The organism is Streptomyces sp. NPDC029138 (assembly GCF_055564375.1).
This window is the reverse complement of record NZ_JBVHWM010000012.1, coordinates 1-21,390: the sequence shown is the minus strand read 5'-3', so window position 1 is coordinate 21,390 and position 21,390 is coordinate 1. Positions and strand designations below refer to the sequence as shown.

Below are 21,390 nucleotides of genomic sequence, written 5' to 3'. Positions count from 1 at the left end.
CCCCTGTCAGCTCATGAAGGTTCGCGAGATGCCTGTCGAGTCGGTTTTCCCGCAGCTCGAAGCTCTGCTCCCGCACGTGCAGAAGCCGATCCAGTACGTCGGCGGAGAGCTCAATTCCACGGTCAAGCCGTGGGACGAGTGCGACGTCCGCTGGGCGCTCATGTACCCGGACGCCTACGAGGTCGGTCTGCCCAACCAGGGCGTCATGATCCTCTACGAGGTCCTCAACGAGCAGGAGGGGGTCCTCGCCGAGCGCACCTACAGCGTGTGGCCGGACCTGGAGGCGCTGATGCGGGAGCACGGCGTCCCGCAGTTCACGGTCGACAGCCACCGCCCGGTGAAGGCCTTCGACGTGTTCGGCCTCAGCTTCTCCACCGAGCTGGGCTACACGAACATGCTCACCGCCCTGGACCTGGCCGGTATCCCGCTGGAGGCCAGGGACCGCACGATCGACGACCCGATCGTCCTGGCCGGCGGCCACGCGGCCTTCAACCCGGAGCCGATCGCCGACTTCATCGACGCGGCCGTCATCGGCGACGGCGAGCAGGCCGTGCTCGACATGACCCGGATCATCCGCGAGTGGAAGGCCGAGGGCTGCCCCGGAGGCCGCGAGGAGGTCCTGTTCCGCCTCGCGAAGACCGGCGGGGTCTACATCCCGGCGTTCTACGACGTCGAGTACCTCCCCGACGGCCGTATCGCCCGCGTGGTCCCGAACAAGTCGGGCGTCCCGTGGCGCGTGTCCAAGCACACGGTCATGGACCTGGACGAGTGGCCGTACCCCAAGCAGCCGCTGGTCCCGCTGGCCGAGACGGTCCACGAACGCATGTCGGTGGAGATCTTCCGCGGCTGCACGCGCGGCTGCCGCTTCTGCCAGGCGGGCATGATCACCCGCCCGGTGCGCGAGCGCTCCATCACGGGCATCGGCGAGATGGTCGACAAGGGCCTCAAGGCGACCGGCTTCGAGGAGGTCGGCCTGCTGTCGCTGTCGTCGGCCGACCACTCGGAGATCGGCGACATCGCCAAGGGCCTCGCCGACCGCTACGAGGACGACAAGATCGGCCTGTCCCTCCCCTCCACCCGCGTCGACGCGTTCAACATCGACCTGGCGAACGAGCTGACCCGCAACGGCCGCCGCTCGGGTCTGACCTTCGCCCCGGAGGGCGGCTCGGAGCGCATCCGCAAGGTCATCAACAAGATGGTCTCGGAGGAGGACCTGATCCGTACGGTCGCCACGGCCTACGGCAACGGCTGGCGCCAGGTGAAGCTGTACTTCATGTGCGGCCTGCCGACGGAGACCGACGACGACGTCCTCCAGATCGCCGACATGGCGACCCGCGTCATCCAGAAGGGCCGCGAGGTCTCGGGCTCGAACGACATCCGCTGCACGGTCTCGATCGGCGGTTTCGTCCCGAAGCCCCACACCCCCTTCCAGTGGGCCCCGCAGCTCTCCGCCGAGGAGACGGACGAGCGCCTGGCGAAGCTCCGCGACAAGATCCGCGCCGACAAGAAGTACGGCCGCTCCATCGGCTTCCGCTACCACGACGGCAAGCCCGGCATCGTGGAGGGCCTGCTCTCCCGCGGCGACCGCCGCATCGGCGCGGTCATCCGCGCGGTGTACGACGACGGCGGCCGCTTCGACGGCTGGCGCGAGCACTTCTCCTACGACCGCTGGATGCGCTGCGCCGACAAGGCCCTCGCCCCCTACGGCGTGGACGTCGACTGGTACACCACCCGCGAGCGCACCTACGAGGAGGTCCTGCCCTGGGACCACCTCGACTCCGGCCTGGACAAGGACTGGCTCTGGGAGGACTGGCAGGACGCCCTCGACGAGACGGAGGTCGAGGACTGCCGCTGGACCCCGTGCTTCGACTGCGGCGTCTGCCCGCAGATGGATACGGCTATACAAATCGGCCCCACCGGCAAGAAGCTGCTCCCGCTCACGGTCAAGAAGTAGCCGTGACCAGCGGCGATGCCATCCAGCGGATGGCTGAGGCGCTTGCTGAGGTACCCGAGGCGGACGGCATCGAGGCCCTGCGAGGGCTCGGCGCGAAGGAGCGCGAGCAGGCTCCCCGCCCCGCGCGGCGTACGCCGCTCCCCGCCCCTCGACGGGACTCGGGCATCGTCTCGGCGGTCGAGTGGGTGTAGACGAAGAGAGGCGTTCGGACGATCCGGTCCGGGCGCCTCTCGGCGTTCTCGGGGCCCGGTTTATGCGACAACGCGCATAGTCGCGTTTCCGCATAGACGGAGCATCGGCGCCGCTCGTACGGTCGTGGCGACCGGCCCGCAGAGGGCTCGCAAGAGGGGGTTCAGCATGGCGCGCGAAGAACTCACAAGGCTCACCGGCAACTCCAACGGCGGCAACTGCGGGCAGGGAGACTGCCCCAACGTCTACCGCACCGCCTCCGGCTCGTTCGTCGTCCAGGGCGACGTGTCCACCGCCTTCACCCCGCCCGCCGGGGAAGGGCTCGTGGAGATCCCCGAGGAAGTCCTGAGGGAGGCCGTCCGTGCTCTTGGATGGTGAAGCCTGGGCGGACAAGTTCAAGACGTTCCAGACCGAAGCCTGGCGGCTGGAGACCCTGCCGCAGTACCTCGTACCGCAGGAGGCGGAAGAGTTCGCCGCCTTCAAGGCGGGGGCCCGCTTCCCCGGACCGTACGAGGACGCGTGGATGGCCATGGTCCGCACCCGCAGCGTGGGCCGCGTCCACATCGTCACCCGGCCCCTCACGGACTACCTGCGGTTCGAGTTCGAGCGGTACTACCAGCACCAGGCCCCGGCGGGGGAAGACATCCGCATCCTCGACATCACCGACCAGCCGAACCCGCTCCCCGACGTCCAGGACTTCTGGATGTTCGACCGCTCGACGGTCGTCCTCATGAAGTACGAGGCCGACGGTACGCAGATCGAGCGGGAGCTGTACGAGGGCGACCCCGCCCCGTTCCTCGAATACCAGCGCATCGCCATCGCGGAATCGGTCCCGTTCCTGGAGTACGTGACCGAGTGACGTTCGAGCCCGAGCAGCTCGGCCAGTCCTCCCAAGAACTCGCCGCGACACTGCGCAAGCTGCGGAAGCAGGCCGGTCTCTCAGGGGACCGGCTTGCCGCGCGCTGCAACATGTCGCAGTCGAAGGTGAGCCGGATCGAGAGCGGGAAGGTGCGCCCGTCCCTGGTGGACATAGAGCGCATCCTCAGAGCTTTGGACGCCCCGCCGGCCTTGGTCGCGGAGGTGTCCGCACTGGCCCGCATCGCCGCTACGGAGTGGCAGGACGCACGGTCGATGCGGCGGAAGGGTCTGGACAAGAAGCAGCTTGAGCTGGCTGGGCTCGAAGCGTCTTCGACGGAGTTCCGGTTCTTCCTGCTGTCGATGCTCACGGCCTTGCTCTCCACCCCGGAGTACATCAGGGCCAGCCTCGCTCACATCCCCGGAGACCACAGCAAGGCCGTGGCGAGGAAGCTGGAGCGGCAGGAGGTCCTGTACGACCGCCGGAAGAAGTTCACCTTCATCGTCACCGAGCAGGCGGCACGCTCCCCGTTTGCCTCCCCGGATGCCATGGCGGTACAGCTCGACCGCCTGGCTTCGCTGACCCACCTGCCGAGCGTGCGTCTTGGCGTGCTCCCGATCGAGACGCGGCTGCCGGGATGCCCGCTGAACACGTTCACGGTGTATGACGAACGGTTGGCCACGGTGGAGACGACGGCCGGGGTGATGGTGTTCCGCGACCCGAGAGACGTCCGGATGTACCTCGATGAATTCGCCGGATACGACGAGCGCGCCCTCTTCGGCGAAGACGCGCGGGAACGGCTGGCCGAGTGGTCGACGGCGTTCCGATCCTGATCTTTAGTCCAGTACGCGACTGAACCTCGAATCGCCCCCTGCCAACGGGCAAGGATGCCGTGCCATCGGAGAACGCACGGGAGGCGTACGAGATGAGCAGCGAGCAGACCACCATGTCGGGACCTGTACAACTGTCCCTTCCGTCTCCACCTCCGGACCCCGTGTCGGGTTGCCGTGAGTGCCTTGGCTTCGCAGTGAGCAGAGCGAACGCCACCTCTGTGGGCGACTACTCGAAGGCTTCGGATGTGAACGTGTCCTTCCGGGCCCACCTTCGGAACGAACATCGGGGGTGCTGATGGTGCGCACGGCCCTGCGGTTCGTGACGCACCGGATCACGCAGCATCCGGACACGGACGTGACCTTCGAAGCTGAGTGCCTGCACTGCAAGTGGAAGGCGGAGCCCTCGACAGACGGCGCGGCGGTCGACGTCGAGTGCGTGAGCCACACCGGCCTGAGCAACCATCGTGGCTTCCGGCGAATCTGTACGTCGTTCGCCGTAGTGGTACGGGCCGAGCAAGACAGACCCCCGGCGCACTGAGGGACGGCAAGCAACACAGACCAGAGGCACGGGAAGGGGCGCAGCGTGAGCGACATGCGCCCCTGTGCTGGCCCCTGTCGACTGCCCCCATGGGTCCGCAGGGGCCAGCATCGTTGCAGCCGTCGGACAGTGTTGTACGTCCACGCACGACAACGGCTCCCGGCCGTAGAGCCGAGGGCCTGTCTGAACTGCTGTGCGCCTGTCTCAGGCGCTCTCTCCCAGGTGTCGGTACAGCGTGGCGCGGGAGACGCCGAGGGCCTTAGCGATGGCGCTGACGCTCTCGCCCTTGGCCTTCCTGGCACGGGCCACGGTGAGTACGTCCTCGTCCACCACAGACGGCCGGCCGCCGGTACGGCCCTGCGCCTTGGCTGCTTCCAGTCCGGCCCGCGTGCGGTCCTTGATGAGCGACCGCTCGAACTCCGCCATGGCCGCGATGATCTGGAAGAACAGGCGTCCGTCGGCCGACGTGGTGTCGACAGAGGAGAGCGCACCGTCGAGCACGCGGAAACCTATGCCGCGCTCGCGCAGGCCGTCGACGATGGACACAAGGTCGATGAGCGACCGGCCGAGCCGGTCAAGCTTCCACACGCACAGGACGTCGCCCGGTCGGGCGTAGTCCAGTACGGCCGTCAGTTCCGGCCGGTCGGTGCTCTTCCCACTGGCCTTGTCCTCGAAGATGCGGACGCACCCTGCGGCCGTCAGCGCGTCGCGCTGAAGCTGCGCTTCCTGGTCGTCAGTGGAGACGCGGGCGTAACCGATGAGCTGGCCAGTGATCGTGTTCGTCGTCATGGCACGAACTGTCTCAGAACTCGTCTCAAAAGATCAAGTCCGAGGCGGGGATTTCGAGACGGGTTTTGAACAGGGCTGTGCCCCTGTGAGGGGCGCTCCGTCTCTCGTCTCACAAACCTTGGTTTTCGAGACGGTCCACGCTTGCCTGTGTGGGGCGACTGTCGCACCCGTCGGGACGCTTGCCCGTCAGTACGCACTTCTTTTGGGACCAGGGCTCCAAGTTCTACTGCCCCCACTCTGATCGGGTGACTCCACTGGTAGGGGGCAGAGCGTCTCGCTAATCCTCCTTGCCCTGGTCAGCTTCATCGTCCGTCCAGGGGTACAGGGTGGCGAAGTGACGGATTCGCTCCTGCTCGGCGGCTTCGTCGGCGGCGTCGTAGTGCCGTATCTGCTTCCACCAGCGGTCGTAGTCGTAGCCGTCGCAGTGGTTGAAGTCGAGGGCGGTGCTGCGTAGCCGCTGCCACTCACGCACGATCGCAGCCCGCTGCCACGGCTCGGGCCGCTCCACCGTGAGGAGTTGGTGCAGGAAGCCCGCTGAGTCGCTGACCAGGATGAGCAGGGACCGCATCGCGAAAGAGGTCTCGCCGGTCTCACCGACATCCTCGGACACTCGCCCCAACTGCGCGTTGAGGAACGTCTCCAGGGCGCGGACGTTCTCGGGGGTCAGATCGACGGCGTAGATGAGGGTGCGTTCAGGCGGTGAGTTCGTCATACGGATGGGTCCTACCTTTCGTGCGGTGCCAACTGGAGCACCCGGGGTGGAGCTGAATCAACCTGGTATTCCGTGGGCCAGAAGACCCTGGTGGGCGGGGACCAAAGAAGTGCGTGCAGACACTTGCCCCTTCGTCCACAGCAAGGCGCTTCGCGCCCGTCTCGCGGCCTGCCCCGGTGTTCGACGGGCAAGGCCAGGCGTGCGCCCCGTCTGGCGCTCACGCCAGCGCACAGCCGTCCGCCTGTCGATGGCAGGCAGACGTGACGGCAGGGGCAGGGGGTGGGGTATGACCCCCCGAAGGGGGCAAGCCCGACCGCCATGTCATAGCAGCCAAGGTTCCGCCACGGTTCCAGGGTCCGTCTGCCCTGCCCGCAGGCTGCCACGGCGAGAGTGTATGGCCTGGTCACAGGCCTACCCTGCCTTGCTCGCAGCGGCGGAAAGCTGCAAGGAACAGGGCCTAACGGCTGTACCTGCGGGGCGCGGCAGCGCCCCCCTAGGGCTTGCTCCTGTCGGCCCCCTCCGGGGCCGCACTGTCGTTGAGTACTGCGACTGTGGCGGCCGGGAGGCCGCACCTTGCTGCCTTTCTCTGCGCCGTTGTCTTTCCCTAGTGAGGGCGCTGCCGCGCCCCTACTTTCCCTTGAAGCAGGCTGCTTCCTTCAGTCGGCCTCGACAGAGGCCGGACTGGGCCAAATAGATAAGAGAGGGCGCGAAGGTTTTCGCAGGTCGGAGGCTGTGCCGGTACACCCCGGACGTGCTCTGACTACACGCAGCGCGTGTACTCACCGATCCTGGTGGAGGCGGCAGGGGACCGGCGCGCCCTTGCCCTTCTGGAACAGGTGAGACGGAAGCACAAGGCACGCGGCCCCGGAACGGGACGACACGAGGTCTAGTTCCTTGGCGCGGGCCACCGCGTTGCGGGTGCTCTGGTCGGACAGTGGTTTGCCCTCCTTGCCCAGCAGCACGGCCAGCCGGCCGGGCTCGAAGGCTGCGTGTCCTTGCCGGTCTGCCCAACCGATGGCGGCGAAGTGGACGCGGTAGGCGAGAGGGTGCCCGGGGTGCTGCGCCATGCGCCGGTACTCGTGCTGGGAGACACCACCCCACGGGCGGTTGTGGCCGAAGCTGATCGTCACCGGCTACCCCCTCCCTGCGGGGAGCGGCTGCACTCGTGCGCTTCGTTGTCGACAAGAGGCGACGCGCAGACCTCACAGGTCCAGACGACTTCGATCGTGATGTTCAAGGGCTGGCGACTCCTGGCGCTGGCCGAGGGCAGCACGGAGCCGCGCCTCAGCATCGGGTGGAAGTCGCGCAGTACCGTCCTGCGCTTCGGGATGTCCTCGACGTCCCTGCGAGCCCCTCGGGATCGCGGCCTCTCGCGGAGTGGCCAGCTCTACCGCCGCTGAACGGCGGGAGCTACGGTGTCCGCTCCCAGAAGGAGCGGAAGAGTCTTCCTATCCGGAGCCCGGGCCGGCCGTCAAGCCGGACCACCTCCGGGCCTGGCTGGTCGAGCCGCCCGGAGATGTCTGTCCCTACTTCCTCGTCAGAGCCTTGCTGCGAAGTCGTCACCCTTGATGACCAGGCGTTCGCGGACGTCGCGCGGGATCTTCAGTCGCAGGTGTACGGACGGGGCGCGCACCCCCTTGACCTTCGTACGGGTCACCTCGCACGTGACGCCCACCCGGCGCAGGTCCTCGGCCATGGCCTCCATGCCGCCCGCTTCCCACATCTCCCGGAAGGTCTTGCCGTTATGCACGAGGACCCAACGGTCTTGCGTGGTCTCGGGATCGATGGCGTTCAACTCTTCCGTGAGCTTGTCGAGCGTCTTCTCCGCCCGCTCGCGAGTGAACCGCGTCTTCGAGAAGCGGCCCTCTGGTTCGAGCTCCGCCATGTAGTAGGAGATGGCGTCTTCGAGCCGCTTCACCTCGGCGCGCGCCTCGGCTCCCTTCGCGTACTCCCGGACCTGGACGGGGAAGTCACCGAGGACCCGCAGTACATCGCCCACGAGGACGTCGTACACGTCCTGCGGGTTGGGTGCGCCGAGCCCGCCGCCCTTGCACTTCCCGCAGCGCAGGTAGGTGTAGCTCCGGCCGTTGCTCATGTTCTTCTGCACGGTCATGTTGGTCGAGCAGTCGACGCAGATGAGTACGCCGAGGAACTGGGTCGCTCCGCCCGCCTGTCGGGTGGGCTGGCTCTTACCCCGTTGGTCGAGTGCCGCTTGAAGGGTCTCGAACTCCTCCTTGGTGAAGATCGGGGGGCCGACTCGCATCGGCTTGCCATCGTTACCGAGGACGAGCCTGCTCCGCCGCTTCCCGCCCTGCTTGTTCTCCTCGACCCGGTAGCCCATGAGCGCGGGGTTACGAAGGCGTCGGAGGAGAGTCGACGTGGTGAGTCCTGCCGACATGAGTCCGGAGCGGACGAGACAGAGGGCCATACGTCGGGCGGAGACGCCCCGGAGCGCCATGCGCCGGGCCCAGTGCAGTGCCTTGTGTGCGCTCGGCTCGATGGCGAGCGCGGGTTTACCGTCCACCTTCGTCGTGACGTATCCGTACGTCGGCTTACCGACGAGCCACGAGTCCTGCGTGCGGGCGTAGTCCCACAGCGACGTGACGCGGGTCGACGTGTTCGCCGCCTCGATCTCCGCGATGCCGCCGATGAGCGTGACCATGATCCGGCCCACGGTCGTGCTGAGGTCGATCGCGTCGTTCTTCGACACGAGGTTCTTCCCGTACCGCTCGCACCACTCGATCATCGTGGACAGGTCCGTCATGCGACGGATGAAGCGGTCAAGCTTCCAGAAGAGCAGAGCATCGAACTCCGGGGCCCGGTTGTTGAGCCACTCGCCGAGCTCCTTCCGCTTCCACGGCGGAACCTTCGTCGCCGACACGTTGAGATCGGAGGCGACGCCGACGACGCGATACCCCTTCTCTCTGGCCAGGAGACGCAGGTCGAGTTCCTGCCGCACCGGCGATGTCGTGTCCTCCGTAAGTACGGACAGGCGGACGGAGAGGAGTGCCCGTGGAGCGTCCTCGGGGAGCAGAGCCTCCGCCCGCTTCAGATCCTCAAGGAGGGCCAGGTCCGAGGCGGTCCACTCGCTCTCGATGTCGTACGTCTTCATGGTCGCGGAGCGTACAGGCTGGATGTGGAGCTGTTTCGTTATGGCCTCAGATGGACACCCGCATCCAGACCGGCCCGACGGGTAAGAAGCTGCTCCCCCTGACGGTCAAGAACGGCGGCCCGGCGCCGGCTTCGAGCGGTCACGCGCACTGACGTGAGTGAGGTTTCCTCGCACCGGCCGGAGCAGTGGGCGCAGACCGTCGGACATGGTCGGCAGGGCGGCCGGGAAGAGGGATCCTGTCCCTGTTCCTGACCGCCCTGCGTCGGGTGGAGTTGACATGTGCGGTTGTGCGGGCGACGGGCAGGAACTGCCGTGGTCTGTCCGTCAGTTGCAGAAGTTGAGGATGGGCAGGAGGCCGTTGCCGCACTGGAACTCGTCGCCACCGCCACCGCCACCGCCGCCGTGGCCGTAGGCTGGGGCGGCCTTCGTGACGACGTGCGTAGCGGGCGTCGCTGCCACGGCGGACGTGGCAGTCGCCACCCCCGTCGCACATACGATGCCCACGGCGGCGCTCACCGCGAACAGTCGCGGAATCCGGGAAACGGCCTTCTTGGAGTGAGGTGTTGTGTTCATGAACTCACCATGCACACCCCCGCGACCAGTTGCTCGCCGAGCGCATCCGAGCGGGTGAGCCACCCCCGGGCCGGATCGGAATGCGCTTTTGGGGGCCACGTCGGCGTGGGCCGACCGCGGTCCACGGCACACCGCTCAGTGAGCCCGTGCGGTTGAGGAAGGAGTGCGAGGTCCCAACCCGCCGGTGCGGGGGGCGGATTGACTTCCTGGGCGTGCGATGTCTCACGCACGGCATGGGGACCAGGCCGCGACGCGATCCAGGATCCCGTTCACCAGACGGCCCATGAGCAGATGCACGTCGGCGTTCGGCGGCGCGTTGTCTTGCTCACACACCGGGCCGCTGTTACGCCTTGGGCACCCCCCGACTCCAGGGAGCACGCCGTGCCTCAAGAGCCCCCTCTTGCCGCTCCTCCGCGTTCGTCTGTCCGGTCGATCCTCTGTACCGTCGCGGCCATCGCCCTCGTGACGCTCACCGCCGCCACACGTCCCCCCGACCCGGACACCCGGACCGCGGCGGATCCGGCAGCCGTGGTCCGCGAGTGGAACGCCATCGCCACCGACACGATCACGAGCAGCCTCGGTCCGCGCCCTTCCGGGCAGGTGGCGATCTGGGAGGGGTTCGTCTCCGTCGCCGTGTACAACGCCGTGGTGGGGATCGAAGGCGGCTACACCCTGTACGAATGGCACGGGCTCGGTCCGGCCGAGGCCTCCTCCGCGGCGGCCGCCGCCACCGCGGCCCACGACGTGCTGCTCACCTACTTCCCTGCCTTCAGGGAGCGGCTCGACACCGCCTACGCGGACTCGCTCGCCGCTCTTCCGGCCGGTCGGGCCAGAGACCGGGGCGTTGACTACGGCCGGCGCGCTGCCGCCCGCATCATCGAACTCCGGGAGGAGGACGGCAGGTTCGCGGACGTGCCTTTCACCGCTTCCCCGGCACCGGGGGTCTGGCGGCCCACCCCGCCCGGGTTCCAGCCCTTCATCGACACCTGGCTCGCCAGGCTCCGCCCCCTCCTGCTCGTCTCCCCGCGGCAGTTCCGCCCCGGCGGACCGCCCGCGCTCTCCTCGGCCGCATACGCCGAGGACGTCCAGGAGCTGAAGGCCATGGGTGCGAAGACCGGCTCGGGCAGGAGCGCGCGGCAGACCGAGACCGCCCTCTTCTTCAGTGGCAACCTGGTCGAGCAGGTCCAGACAGCCGTGCGAGACCACGCGGCCCGGCACCGGCTCGGCATCGCCGAGACGGCCCGGCTGTTCGCGGCGGTGAACGCGGCGGCGACCGATGCCGTCGTCACCGCGTGGGACGCCAAGCTCCACTACGGCTTCTGGCGGCCGATCACCGCCATCCGCCTCGCCGACACCGACGGCAACCCCGCGACGACGGCGGACCCGGCCTGGGAGCCGCTGCTCCTCACCCCACCTCACCCGGATCACATCGCCGGTCATACGACCGTCGCCGCTGCCGTGGCACGCGCCCTGACCGGTGTTCTCGGCACCTCGCGCATCGACCTCTACGTCCACTCCGAGGTCACCGGCACCACGCGGTTCTACGGGTCCGCCGACGACCTCAACCGGGATGTCGTCGACGCCCGTGTATGGGGTGGCGTCCACTCCCGCACGGCGGACGTGGCGGGCTGCCGGGCCGGCACCCACGTGGCCGCCTGGGCGCTGGACCACTACTTCCAGCCGGTTGCCAGGAAGGCCACCCAGCCGTCCCCGCCGAGGCCGGCCGAGCCGGAGTGCGGCGGCGACACGGACTGAACGAGGGGCAGCGGAGTGACGCGGCGGGGCGAGCCTCCTCCCGGGGGAGGAGGCTCGGGTGCGGTGGGGGAGCGCTAGCCGTTGACGGCGTCCGGGGTCGGGGAGTGCTGGAGGACCCAGGGGTTGGTACAGGTCAGGATGGGATGGATCGGGGGCGGGGGCGGGGAGTTGGTTTCCGAACAGGTCGTTTCCCAGACCTGCCCGCTGGTGGTCAGTACGTCGATCTTGACACTGTCGGGAGCGTTGCTGTGTTCGTTGATGGCGACGCCGCAGGCCGTGCTCGGATAGTTGGGCAGGTTGCTCAGATCGGTCCACAGGAAGCCGGGCACGGCACCGCTGATGTCCCGGATGCCCGCGTAGGTCCGGCCGCCGGTGAGCGCGGCCCGTAGCTCGTAGTTGTTGTTGAACTGGACCGCGTCGATGTCGGAGCACGGCCCGCCCGGTCCGGTGGAGCCGGTCGGCCCGGTGGAGCCGGTCGGTCCCGTGGCGCCCGTGGAGCCGGTGGGTCCGGTCGGGCCCGTGGAGCCGGTGGGCCCGGTCGTCGGGCACGAGCCGTCGTCGCCGCCGCCCGCGCGGGGGGACGTGGCCGGGGCCTTCGGAACGTGGTGGGAGTGATCGTCGCACCCCTCGCCGCCCGCCGTGTGGGCCGTGGCGGCCGCCCGGCCGCTCATGCTCTGGGCCGCCGCGGCGGCGGGGCTGGCCACTCCGGCGGCGAGGACCAGGGCGAGCGAGGCCAGCATCCCGGCCTTCCTGACCCTGTCCCGGGCCAGTGGCCCGAGCAGGGACGTCCTGTGGTCAGGACTCATAGTCGTGCTCCTTGACTCGAAGCGGTCCGGGTGAGGTCCGGACTCTTGTCCGGGGGAGATCCCGGACTCCAGTGCGAGCGTGACCCGAACCTTCGGGACCGGCCGATTCGGGCGAGCCAAAAGGGGCCTTTTATCCCCAAGTCGGACGAATCCATGCCGTCTGATGGGGCATTGTTTACTCTCTGTCACCCGATCGCCCCATCGCACGGCCATTCGGGGTCCCTCGGCACCGGCACCGCGCGTGGAGCGGCGGCCCGGCGAGGGACATGTGCCACATTGGCCGCCGTGAAGCCGCAGACCCTGTGCCTGTGCATGATCGTCAAGAACGAGTCCCTCGTCATCGAGCGCTGTCTGACGTCGGTACGGCCGCTCATCGACACCTGGGTCATCTCCGACACCGGGTCCACCGACGGCACCCAGGAACTGATCCGCAAGGTGCTGGACGGCATCCCCGGCGAACTCGTCGAGGAGGAGTGGGTCGACTTCGGGCACAACCGCACCAGCAACATCCGCCGCGCCCGCGGCAGGGCCGACTACCTGCTCACCCTCGACGCCGACCACGTACTGCGCCAGGACGCCGCGCTGCCGAGGCTCACCGCGACGTCGTACATGCTGCGCTACGACACTCCCGGCACCCAGCACCGGTTCAAGCACCTCATGCGCGGTGACCTGGAATGGCGTTACGAGGGCGTCACCCACGAGTACCCGTGCACCGACGCCCCCGACACCCAGGAGAACCTGGACGCGCTGGTCATCGAGGACCACGCCGACGGAGGTTGCCGCGCCGAGAAGTTCGAGCGGGACGCCCGGCTGCTGCGCCGCGAACTCGACCGCGACCCCGACAACCCACGCACCGTCTTCTACCTGGCCAACACCGAACGCGACCTCGGACACACCGAGGAGGCCGTCGCCCTCTACGAACGCCGCGCCGCGATGGGCGGTTGGCCCGAGGAGGTCTACGTCTCCCTGCTGGAGTCCGGAATCCTGCGGGCGGAAAGCGCCGACGACTGGCCCGGCGCGATGGACGCGTTCAGCAGGGCCTGGGAGGCGCGGCCCCAACGGCTCGAAGCCGTCTACGAGTTGGCGTCCCGGCTGCGGGTGAAGGGCAGACACCGTACCGCGCACGCCCTCCTCGCCCAGGTGATCGGCCGGACGGAACCCGACGACCTGCTCTTCACCCGGTCCTGGGTGTACCGCTGGGGGCTGCTGTTCGAGTTCTCCATCACCGCCCACTGGATCGGCGACCACACCGCCGCCGTACGCGCCTGCGACCTGCTGCTCGCCCTGCCGGACCTGCCGGAGGCCATCCGCCAACAGGTGATCGCCAACCGGCGGTTCTCGGCACCGCACGTCACCTCCGTCCCCGTGCCCGCCTCGCCCGGTCGACGGCAGCGGTCCGGCCGGAACCGCAGGAGGTGACACGCCCGGGCGCGGCGCTGGAGCGAGGCCAGGACGGTGCCCAGCCGGTCCCGTGACGCGCCCGGAGAGAACCGCTCGCGGCGGGGCGGTGATCAGCGGCGGGGTGGTGATCCGGCCGGCGACGGGCGTGACGCCGTACGACGGGCGGCGGGCGGTCTCCCGGCGGCACGATAGGAGGAAGCAGGGGGGTGGCCGCGCGACCCGACGGGAGGCCCCCATGGCTCAGCAGACGGCGACGAAGACCCCGGTCAAGAAGCCCGTCAGCCCCGGTGGTGTCTTCTTCTCGTTCGCCCCGTGGATCATCTTCGGGGTGGTCGCCAGTCCCAGCACCTGGGAGTACGCGGCCCTCGCCGCACTGGTCGCCTCGATCGTCCTGTCGGCGCAGGACATGCTGCACGGCACACTTCGCGTCCTCGACGTGACCGGCATCGTGTTCTTCGCCGTGCTCTCGGTCCTGGCACTGGCCCTGAACCGCGGGGAACTCGCCTGGCTGGAGACGTACGCCCAGGTCATCTCGAACGGGCTGGTGGCCGTCGTGGCGCTCGGCTCGCTGCTCAGCGACCCGTTCACCGCGCAGTACGCCCGGGAACAGACGCCCCGGGAGTTCTGGGACTCGCCCGTCTTCCGGCACATCAACCGGGTCCTGACCGCCTTGTGGGGCGGGGCCTTCGCCCTGATGACGGTCTCCACCTGGCTGGCCGTCCGGTACCCGTCCCAGGACGACTGGTTCAACTGGGTCGTCCCCATCGCCCTGCTGGTCGTGGCCGTCAGGTTCACGGAACGCTATCCGGAGTCCTACAAAGCGCGCGTCACCTGACCGGATCCGAACGGGCGGTGCGCGCGTCTACCCCTGTATGGACCTCCAGAAGCCGCCGCCCGCGACCCACCGGCCCGAAGGATGCCTCGTCGTCGCCGTCCGCCTCCCGGTGCGGATCGTCGTCCTGGTGCTGGTCGTGCCGGTGCGGATGGTGTGGGACACGCTCGTCGTCACCGGGCGGTTTCTGCGGGACACCCTGTTCAGGCCGCTCGGGCGGGCCCTGCTGTGGGCCGGCCGGGCCGTGTTCGTGTGGCCGCTCGTGGGCCTGTGGCGGTACGTCCTGGTACCCGCCGGCACGGCCCTCGCCTGGCTCGGGAACGTCCTCGTCGTGGTACCGGCCGTGTGGCTCCACCAGTACGTCCTCACCCCCGTCGGGCACGCCCTCGCCTGGCTGGCGCGCGGGGCCGGTGCCGGGCTCGCGTGGGTGTACGCGCGCCTGCTCACCCCGGTCGGGCACGCGGTGGCCTGGCTGCTCAAGGGCATCGGCGCGGTGCTGGCCGCCCTCGGTGTCGGGGCGTACACGGCCGTCGCCTGGCTGGTGCGGTACCTGCTCGTCGTACCCGCGCGGTGGCTGTACACCTGGGTCCTGGCACCCGTCGGCCGGGCCGTCGCCCGGTGCGGACGGGGACTGGCGTGGCTGCTGGGACTGCTCGTCACCGGGGTCGGCGTGGCCCTGTACTGGACCGCCCGTGTCCTGTTCGTGCTGCCCGCGCTCGCGCTGTGGCGCTGGGTGCTCGCGCCCGTCGGCCGGTTCCTGGCCGTGGTCGCGCGCGAGGTGGGGGAGGCCCTCGGGCACGCCTGGCGGGTCGCCGGGCGGATCTCCCTGGCCGTTGGGCGGGCACTCGGGACCCTCTTCCGGTGGATCTTCGTGGAGCCGGTGCGCTGGGTGTACCGGACCGTCCTCACCCCGGTCGGACACGTCGTACGGGACGCCGTCCTGCGGCCCGTCGCCGAGGGCCTGCGCGCGGTGGGCCGGGTCTCGCGGGAGGCGCTGACCACGGCCCGGGACACGGTGCGGCAGGCCCGCGCGGACTTCCGCCGGATGCTGTTCGGCGAGCCCCGGCAACCGGTCGCGGTGGACCGGCGGGAACCCGAGGCCCGCGACACACGTACTCTTGGTAGGAGTACGACCGCACTCACGAAGGACTAGGACACTGGGCAAGCGACAGCCCGAAGGCCCGCCGCCCGCACCCGCGGTGCAGCGCATCCGACTGCGCTACACCAAGCGCGGCCGCCTGAGGTTCACCAGCCACCGAGACTTCCAGCGCGCCTTCGAGCGTGCGCTGCGCCGCGCCGAGGTGCCCATGGCGTACTCGGCCGGGTTCACGCCGCACCCGAAGGTGTCGTACGCCAATGCCGCACCCACCGGCACGGGCAGTGAGGCGGAGTACCTGGAGATCGCGCTCACCGAAGCGCGCGATCCCGAGACCCTGCGCGTCCTCCTCGACGAGTCGCTGCCCGCCGGGCTCGACGTCGTCGAGGCGGTCGAGGCGCGGACCTCGGGCCTCGCCGACCGGCTGACGGCCTCCGTCTGGGAGCTGCGGCTGGACGGCGTCGACCCGGTCGACGCCGAGCGCGCGGTCGAGGCCTTCACCAAGGCCGACGCCGTCGAGGTGCAACGGATGACCAAGAACGGCGTCCGCACCTTCGACGCCCGCCCGGCCGTGGTGAGCCTGGAAACGCACGGTACGCCGGCTGATAGGCCGAGCGACCAGCCCTGTGCGATACTGCGGCTGGTTGTTCGGCACGTGACGCCTGCCGTACGACCCGACGACGTCCTGTCCGGTCTCCGCGCCGTGGCCGACCTGGCGCCGCCGGTCCCCGCAGCGGTGACCAGGCTGGCGCAGGGGCTGTTCGATGAAGAGACCGGCACGGTGACCGACCCGCTCGCGCCCGACCGCGAGGCTGCCGGGGCCCTGACGGCCCAGTCGGCCGCCGCCGCGACGGCGCTGGAAGGTCCCGCGTAGGGACGGACGTCGTAGCGCCGCCCTCGTACTCGGGAGCCACCTGGGTCGGGCAGCGCACCGACCAGAAGACTTTCGCCAGGCCGTACCGACAAGGCGTACGGAACCGGCGAGACAGGACACAGAGTGCTCCCGTGCGGCGCCCGCGCCCCGGACGGCGGCCATCGCGCATCGCGCGGGCCGCGGACGTCAACGGCGGACGGTCCCCTGAGACCGGCGCCGGACCAGGTGCGGCGCCCGGGAGCCTGACGGGAGAAACGCCCGCATGCTCGAACCGACCGAACCCACTGAGGGTTCCGAACTGAACACTCCCAGCGACACCCTGCCGCCGCGCAGGCGTCGCCGTGCCGCCTCTCGCCCGGCGGGCCCGCCCGCCGCGCCGGCGGAGGCGCCCGCGGAGGTCACCGTGCCGGCCGTACCGGCCGCGGAGACCGACGAGGTCACCGAGGTGACCGAGGACGTCACCGAGGCCGTCGAGGCCGGCGAGATCGCCGAGGCGGAGGGGACCGAAGAGGCCGCCGCGGCTGTGCCGGCGGCTGCCGCCGAGGAAGCCGCTCCCGCCGCGCGTCCGCGTCGCCGGGTCGCCCGCCGGGCGTCCGCGCCCGCCGGTTCGCCCGCGTCCGCGGAGGCCGCCGAGACCGTCGTACCGGCCGAGCCGGAGCAGACCGCCGCCGTCCCCGAGGCCGGCGCGGTCGTCGTCGGCGAGGAGGCCGCGCCGCGCCGCGTCCGGCGCCGGGCCACGCGCGGCGCGTCGACGCCGACTGCCGGTGCCGCTGAGGTCGATGTGGCCACTGAGACTGCTGCTGCCGAGGCTTCGGTGACGGAAGCCGCTGCCGCCGACACCGCTCCCGCCGAGGAGACCGCTCCCGCGCGTCCGCGTCGCCGTGTGGCCCGCCGGGCGTCCGCGCCCGCCGGTGCGCCGTCGTCCGCCGAGGGCGCCGAGACCGTCGTCCCGGCCGCCGCCGCGTCCGCCACGGCCGCTGCCGCCGAGGCCGGGACCGCGCAGGAGCCCGCCGCCCCTGCCGAGGACGCCGAAGCCGCTCCCGCCGCGCGTCCGCGTCGTCGGGCCACCCGCCGGGCGTCCGCGCCCGCCGGTGCCCCGAAGGGCGCCGAGGAGGCTCCGGCCGCCGCCCCGGTGGCGCGGCCGGAGGCCGTGTCCGAGGTGGAGGCCGCTCCGGCCGCCGAGGCCGCCGAAGAGGCGCCGGAGGCCGTCGCGGCCGAGGAAGCCGCTCCGCGCCGTACGCGTCGTCGCGCCACGCGTCGGGTGTCCGCACCCGACACCACGCCCGGCACCGAGGAAGCCGCAGAGGCCGAGGAGGCTCCCGCCGCAGCGGAGCCGAAGGCCGCTGAAGAGGCGCCGGAGGCCGTCGCGGCCGAGGAAGCCGCTCCGCGCCGTACGCGTCGTCGCGCCACCCGTCGGGTGTCCGCGCCCGACACCACCCCTGCCACCGAGGAAGCCGTAGAGGCCGAGGCCGCGGTGGCCACCCACACCCCGGAGATCCCCGCGACCACGCACACCACCGAGCCGGCCCCCGCCACCCAGCAGCCCGCCCAGGCGCCGCAGGCTCCCGCACAGGCCGCCGAGACCGAGGCCGGGGCGCCGCGTCGGACCCGGCGCCGGGCCGTCCGCGCCGCGTCCGGGTTCGCCGAGCCCGCGCGGTCCGCCGCTCCCCGGGCCGCCGAGCCGGAGGAGGCCGACGCCCCGCGCCAGCCCGCCCGCCCCGCCGTCGCCGTCTTCCAGGCGCCGGTGTTCACCGAGCCCAAGTTCCAGACCCCGGAGCGGGCCGCCGCCGAGGCGGCGGCCGAGGCCGCCGAGGTCGACGAGGCCGGCGAGGCGGAGGAGACCGAGGAGTACCCGGAGGAGCGCGTGGAGACCGGTGGCCGCCGGCGCCGGCGTCGCCGTGGTGCCGCCGAGGAGAGCAAGCCGGTCGAGGCCGCTGCCGAGGAGGAGCCGGAGGAGGCCGAGGAGGCCCCGGAGAACGCCGAGGACCTCGCCGAGGGCGAGGAGGGGGACGAGACCGAGGGCGCCGAGGGCTTCGAGGAGTCCGGCTCGCGCCGTCGCCGCCGCCGTGGCGGACGCCGTCGCCGGCGCGGTGACGCGGGCGAGGGCGAGTCCGGCGAGGGCGCGGACGCCGACGCCGATGAACTGGCCGCCGAGCAGGCCGCGCAGGACGCCGAGGACACCGCCGAGCAGGAGGAAGAGGACGACGAGGAGGCGCACGGCGAGGAGCCCGGAGGCTCCAGCTCCAGCAGCCGCCGTCGCCGTCGCCGTCGTCGTCGGGCCGGTGACACCTCCGTGGACGCCGAGCCGTCCGAGGACGACCCGGAGCGCACGGTCGTCAAGGTCCGCGAGCCGCGCAAGGCCAGCGAGCCGTCCGACGAGGTGCAGTCCATCAAGGGCTCCACCCGTCTGGAGGCCAAGAAGCAGCGCCGCCGGGAGGGCCGTGAGCAGGGCCGCCGGCGCGTTCCGATCATCACCGAGGCCGAGTTCCTGGCCCGCCGCGAGGCCGTCGAGCGCGTGATGGTCGTCCGCCAGCACGGCGACCGTACGCAGATCGGCGTCCTGGAGGACGGCGTGCTCGTCGAGCACTACGTCAACAAGGAGCAGGCGGTCTCGTACGTCGGCAACGTCTACCTGGGCAAGGTCCAGAACGTGCTGCCGTCGATGGAGGCCGCCTTCATCGACATCGGCAAGGGCCGCAACGCGGTCCTGTACGCCGGTGAGGTCAACTTCGAGGCGCTCGGCATGGCCAACGGGCCGCGCCGTATCGAGTCCGCGCTGAAGTCCGGGCAGTCCGTCCTCGTCCAGGTGACGAAGGACCCGATCGGGCACAAGGGCGCGCGGCTCACCAGCCAGGTCTCGCTGCCGGGCCGTTACCTCGTGTACGTCCCCGAGGGCTCGATGACCGGCATCAGCCGCAAGCTGCCCGACACCGAGCGGGCCCGGCTGAAGACCATCCTCAAGAAGATCGTCCCCGAGGACGCGGGCGTCATCGTGCGCACCGCCGCCGAGGGCGCGAGCGAGGACGAACTGCGCCGGGACGTCGAGCGGTTGCAGGCGCAGTGGGAGGACATCCAGAAGAAGGCCAAGAACGGCGGCAACGCGCCGACGCTGCTGTACGGCGAGCCGGACATGACCGTCCGGGTCGTGCGCGACATCTTCAACGAGGACTTCTCCAAGGTCATCGTCAGCGGTGACGAGGCCTGGCAGACGATCCACGGGTACGTCTCGCACGTCGCCCCGGACCTGGCCGGCCGGCTGTCGAGGTGGACCTCCGAGGTCGACGTCTTCGCCACCTACCGGATCGACGAGCAGCTCGCCAAGGCGCTGGACCGCAAGGTCTGGCTGCCCAGCGGCGGTTCGCTGGTGATCGACCGGACCGAGGCGATGGTCGTCATCGACGTCAACACCGGCAAGTTCACCGGCCAGGGCGGCAACCTGGAGGAGACGGTCACCAGGAACAACCTGGAGGCGGCCGAGGAGATCGTGCGTCAGCTGCGGCTGCGCGACCTCGGCGGCATCATCGTGATCGACTTCATCGACATGGTCCTGGAGTCGAACCGGGACCTGGTGCTGCGCCGCCTGCTGGAGTGCCTGGGCCGCGACCGTACGAAGCACCAGGTCGCGGAAGTGACCTCGCTGGGCCTCGTCCAGATGACCCGTAAGCGGGTCGGTCAGGGCCTGCTGGAGTCCTTCTCCGAGACCTGTGTCCACTGCAACGGGCGCGGAGTCATCGTCCACCTGGACCAGGCGACCGCGAACGGTGGCGGCGGCAAGCGCAAGAAGCGCGGCCGGGGCGCCGAGGCGTCGGAGCCCGTGCACGAGCATGTGCACGAGACCGCCGCCGTGGCCGTGGAGACCGGCGAGGCCGTCGAGCCCGAGGTGGAGACCGCCGTGGAGGTGGCCGCCGAGGTCGCCGAGCCGGTGGCCCTGCCGGCGCCCGACTTCGCGCCGGACGAGGAGCTGTACAGCAGCGTCGCCGAGGCGGAGGCGGCGGCCACCCGTGGCCGTTCGCGGCGCCGGGCGAGCCGCCGGGTGTCCGCTCCGGCGGGCGCGCCGAAGGCGGAGAAGGCCGGGCGTGCGCCCAAGGCCGAGCGGGCCGCCGCGAGCGACAAGGCCGCTGGGACCGAGAAGGCCGCCGCGAGCGAGCAGGTCGCGGCGGCCGGGGTTCCGACCGCCCAGGACGTCACCGCCGAGGAGGCGGCGGCGCGCCCGGTGCGGCCGGAGCCGGCCGCCGAGGCGCTGGCCGAGCCCGTGGCCGTCGAGGACCAGGTGGTTCCGGCGCCGCAGGCCGAGACGCCGGCCGCCGAGGAGGCCGCGCCGAAGGGCCGTACGCGCCGTCGGGCGACCCGGAAGGTGTCGGCCCCGGCCGGCTCTCCCACGGGCGCCGAGGCGGCCGTGGTGACGGTGCCCGAGACCGCGCCCGCGGCGGAGGCCCCGGCGGAGCAGCCCGCTCCGGTCGCCGAGGCTCCGGCCGAGAAGCCGGTGGAGGTGTCGGCGGAGGCCGAGAGTGCCGCCGCCCCGGCCCGCCCGCGCCGCCGTGCCGTGCGCAAGGCCACCGCGCCGACCGCGCCCGAGGAGGCGGCCGTCGTGGTCGTCCCGTCGGCCACGGCGGAGGAGGCCACGGCGGAGGAGGCTCCGGCGGCTGAGGCCCCGGCCGCGGCTGCCGAGGCCCCTGCGGCGGAAGCACCGGCTGCCGAGGCTCCGGTGACCGAGGAGGCGGCCGCCGCCGAAACGGCCGCCGAGGAGGCCGCGCCGGCCAAGAAGACCGCCCGTAAGACGGCGGCCAAGAAGGCCACGGCGAAGAAGACGGCCGCCAAGAAGACCGCGGCCAAGAAGACGGCCGCCAAGAAGACGACGGCCAAGAAGGCGACGAAGACCGCCAAGACGGCCGCCGCGAAGTCGACGGCGAAGAAGACCACCACGGTCTCCACCGCCGGCGACGAGGGCTGACGCCCGCAGTGGGGGGGGGGGGGGGGGGGGGGGGGGGGGGGGGGGAGGGGGGGGGGGGGGGGGGGGGGGGGGGGGGGGGGGGGGGAGAGGGAAGGGGGGGGGGGGGAGAGCGGGGCAGG

The 21,390-nt window shown here is 70.9% G+C and carries 18 protein-coding genes; 12 read left to right on the top strand and 6 right to left on the bottom strand.

Annotation, left to right across the window (positions count from 1 at the left end):
* Positions 1–28 precede the first annotated feature (28 nt).
* The 6 genes from ACZ4WH_RS13490 (at position 29) to ACZ4WH_RS13465 (ending at position 4,370) form a co-directional block, all read left to right on the top strand.
* Entirely contained in the window at positions 29–1,954 is a 1,926-nt protein-coding gene (locus tag ACZ4WH_RS13490) for a TIGR03960 family B12-binding radical SAM protein (RefSeq protein ID WP_468179823.1), read from the top strand.
* A 2-nt stretch (positions 1,955–1,956) separates the two neighbouring features.
* A complete protein-coding gene (locus tag ACZ4WH_RS13485; protein WP_468179821.1) occupies positions 1,957–2,145 on the top strand; it encodes a hypothetical protein in 189 nt (62 codons plus the stop codon).
* A 166-nt stretch (positions 2,146–2,311) separates the two neighbouring features.
* The gene (locus ACZ4WH_RS13480; protein ID WP_468179819.1) at positions 2,312–2,521 is read left to right on the top strand and encodes a hypothetical protein; all 210 of its coding nucleotides are present in this window, start codon (positions 2,312–2,314) and stop codon (positions 2,519–2,521) included.
* Positions 2,505–3,002, top strand: coding sequence for a DUF6879 family protein (locus ACZ4WH_RS13475; RefSeq protein WP_468179817.1), 498 nt, complete (start codon positions 2,505–2,507; stop codon positions 3,000–3,002). The genes ACZ4WH_RS13480 and ACZ4WH_RS13475 overlap by 17 nt, the downstream gene beginning before the upstream one ends.
* A complete protein-coding gene (locus tag ACZ4WH_RS13470) occupies positions 2,999–3,832 on the top strand; it encodes a helix-turn-helix domain-containing protein (protein WP_468179815.1) in 834 nt (277 codons plus the stop codon). Before ACZ4WH_RS13475 ends, ACZ4WH_RS13470 begins: the two co-directional genes overlap by 4 nt.
* Positions 3,833–4,127: 295 nt before the next feature.
* Positions 4,128–4,370, top strand: a complete 243-nt coding sequence (locus ACZ4WH_RS13465) for a DUF7848 domain-containing protein (RefSeq protein WP_468179993.1) — start codon at positions 4,128–4,130, stop codon at positions 4,368–4,370.
* A gap of 204 nt (positions 4,371–4,574) precedes the next feature.
* Here ACZ4WH_RS13465 and ACZ4WH_RS13460 read toward each other — a convergent pair whose 3' ends face one another.
* The 5 genes from ACZ4WH_RS13460 to ACZ4WH_RS13440 all read right to left on the bottom strand — a co-directional run bounded on the left by ACZ4WH_RS13460 (position 4,575) and on the right by ACZ4WH_RS13440 (position 9,556).
* The gene (locus ACZ4WH_RS13460; protein WP_274238907.1) at positions 4,575–5,159 is read right to left on the bottom strand and encodes a recombinase family protein; all 585 of its coding nucleotides are present in this window, start codon (positions 5,157–5,159) and stop codon (positions 4,575–4,577) included.
* Positions 5,160–5,436: 277 nt separating this feature from the next.
* Complete coding sequence (locus ACZ4WH_RS13455; RefSeq protein ID WP_468179813.1) at positions 5,437–5,871, bottom strand: hypothetical protein; 435 nt, start codon at positions 5,869–5,871, stop codon at positions 5,437–5,439.
* A 779-nt stretch (positions 5,872–6,650) separates the two neighbouring features.
* Positions 6,651–7,001 carry a hypothetical protein gene (locus ACZ4WH_RS13450; protein WP_468179812.1) on the bottom strand — a complete coding sequence of 117 codons (351 nt, stop codon included), beginning with the start codon at positions 6,999–7,001 and terminating at the stop codon, positions 6,651–6,653.
* 407 nt (positions 7,002–7,408) lie between these two features.
* Positions 7,409–8,983 (bottom strand): recombinase family protein, encoded by a 1,575-nt coding sequence (locus tag ACZ4WH_RS13445; protein WP_468179810.1) that lies wholly within the window; start codon positions 8,981–8,983, stop codon positions 7,409–7,411.
* A gap of 324 nt (positions 8,984–9,307) precedes the next feature.
* On the bottom strand, positions 9,308–9,556 hold the full coding sequence (locus ACZ4WH_RS13440; protein ID WP_468179808.1) for a hypothetical protein: 249 nt from the start codon (positions 9,554–9,556) through the stop codon (positions 9,308–9,310).
* A gap of 462 nt (positions 9,557–10,018) precedes the next feature.
* On the opposite strand from ACZ4WH_RS13440, the gene ACZ4WH_RS13435 reads away from it, so the two are divergent.
* Positions 10,019–11,311, top strand: coding sequence for a vanadium-dependent haloperoxidase (locus ACZ4WH_RS13435; protein WP_468179806.1), 1,293 nt, complete (start codon positions 10,019–10,021; stop codon positions 11,309–11,311).
* 74 nt (positions 11,312–11,385) lie between these two features.
* On the opposite strand, the gene ACZ4WH_RS13430 is transcribed toward ACZ4WH_RS13435, so the two are convergent.
* A complete protein-coding gene (locus ACZ4WH_RS13430; protein ID WP_468179805.1) occupies positions 11,386–12,117 on the bottom strand; it encodes a hypothetical protein in 732 nt (243 codons plus the stop codon).
* A gap of 285 nt (positions 12,118–12,402) precedes the next feature.
* Here ACZ4WH_RS13430 and ACZ4WH_RS13425 point away from each other — a divergent pair, with 285 nt between their 5' ends.
* The 5 genes from ACZ4WH_RS13425 to ACZ4WH_RS13405 all read left to right on the top strand — a co-directional run bounded on the left by ACZ4WH_RS13425 (position 12,403) and on the right by ACZ4WH_RS13405 (position 21,271).
* Positions 12,403–13,536: a glycosyltransferase gene (locus tag ACZ4WH_RS13425; protein ID WP_468179804.1), complete on the top strand. Its 1,134-nt coding sequence runs from the start codon at positions 12,403–12,405 to the stop codon at positions 13,534–13,536.
* A gap of 217 nt (positions 13,537–13,753) precedes the next feature.
* Positions 13,754–14,353 (top strand): DUF3159 domain-containing protein, encoded by a 600-nt coding sequence (locus ACZ4WH_RS13420; RefSeq protein ID WP_468179802.1) that lies wholly within the window; start codon positions 13,754–13,756, stop codon positions 14,351–14,353.
* Positions 14,354–14,390: 37 nt separating this feature from the next.
* Positions 14,391–15,503 (top strand): hypothetical protein, encoded by a 1,113-nt coding sequence (locus ACZ4WH_RS13415; protein ID WP_468179800.1) that lies wholly within the window; start codon positions 14,391–14,393, stop codon positions 15,501–15,503.
* Between the two features lie 46 nt (positions 15,504–15,549).
* Positions 15,550–16,320 carry a TIGR03936 family radical SAM-associated protein gene (locus ACZ4WH_RS13410; protein WP_468179798.1) on the top strand — a complete coding sequence of 257 codons (771 nt, stop codon included), beginning with the start codon at positions 15,550–15,552 and terminating at the stop codon, positions 16,318–16,320.
* A gap of 262 nt (positions 16,321–16,582) precedes the next feature.
* On the top strand, positions 16,583–21,271 hold the full coding sequence (locus ACZ4WH_RS13405) for an Rne/Rng family ribonuclease (protein WP_468179796.1): 4,689 nt from the start codon (positions 16,583–16,585) through the stop codon (positions 21,269–21,271).
* Positions 21,272–21,390: the final 119 nt, after the last annotated feature.